The organism is Vibrio sp. S12_S33, assembly GCF_963889785.1.
In the GTDB taxonomy this organism is placed as follows: domain Bacteria; phylum Pseudomonadota; class Gammaproteobacteria; order Enterobacterales; family Vibrionaceae; genus Vibrio; species Vibrio aestuarianus.
Window position 1 is genome coordinate 1 of record NZ_CAWPQZ010000472.1, and the last position, 214, is coordinate 214.

General features: G+C 57.5%; 1 protein-coding gene. It reads left to right on the forward strand.

Annotation, left to right across the window (positions count from 1 at the left end; genetic code table 11):
* On the forward strand, positions 1-214 hold a 214-nt coding region (locus AACW06_RS20775; RefSeq protein ID WP_192076436.1), incomplete at both ends, for a hypothetical protein.

Here is a 214-nt window from a genome sequence, read left to right on the forward strand (position 1 = left end):
TACAGCATCACCAGCAGCATTACGGATGCCGCTGGCAACAGCAGTGGTGACAGTGCGCCAGTGACGTTTGATTTTGACGCCACCGTGCCAACTGCGGCGCCAACGCTTACTATCGCGGATGCAGCGGACGGCAGCGTGAGCGTGGCAGAGAACAATGACGGCGTTGAAACGGTGGTAAGTATTCCAACGGGTGTGGAAGTGGGTGATACGGTGA